The sequence below is a fragment of the Myroides odoratus genome (assembly GCF_001549985.1).
Taxonomy (GTDB): Bacteria; Bacteroidota; Bacteroidia; order Flavobacteriales; family Flavobacteriaceae; genus Flavobacterium; species Flavobacterium odoratum_A.
In genome coordinates, this window is the sequence record NZ_LROZ01000058.1 from 1 (window position 1) to 633 (window position 633).

1 pseudogene is annotated in these 633 nt (G+C 27.0%); it reads right to left on the reverse strand.

Features of this window, described 5'->3' with window-relative positions:
- Positions 1-50: 50 nt before the first annotated feature.
- A pseudogene (locus AWV75_RS19015) lies at positions 51-633 on the reverse strand (hypothetical protein); the annotation flags it as partial.

A 633-nucleotide genomic window follows, 5' to 3' on the forward strand; every position in this document is an offset into this window, starting at 1 on the left:
CTACTTGTCTTTAAAAATTTAATTGAAAACAAATAGATCTAATTAAATTATTACTTAACATACTCTAATATTAAATAATACTCCCCGTTTGGATGAAGAGAAGTAAATGATCCAGGTATACCTAAAGTGATAACTGTATTTCCACCTATTACTTCTTTATCAACTACTCCCTCAGTAATTGAATTAGTACTTTTACTTATCAAACGAGCATTTAAAATCAATTTAGCAAAATCACTATTAATACTTATGATATTTGTATTAGTTGTTAATACAACATTAAACACTCGCTGAGCAATTTGTTCACCATTAATCCATTTTTCTGATTTGATTGTCTCTGTACTTGAATAATCAACTATACTATTTGAGATGATTGTCTCTATTTTTGTTTTAAATTCGTTATTATCTCCAAGTTTGGTAATGAAATCTTGATTCATTGCTATGTTTTCAACAAAGCTTTTATTTCCTGTAAAAGCAGCAAGCGGTAAACTAACTCCATGATTTGATGAATCATAGAGCTCTAAATTATTATTTGCTGAAATAAATAAAATCGTGTTTTTTGTATCAAATAAAGACCAATCAATCTCTTGTTTCAAGCCATTATCATCATAATAAAAGAATTTGTTTATTTCAGAG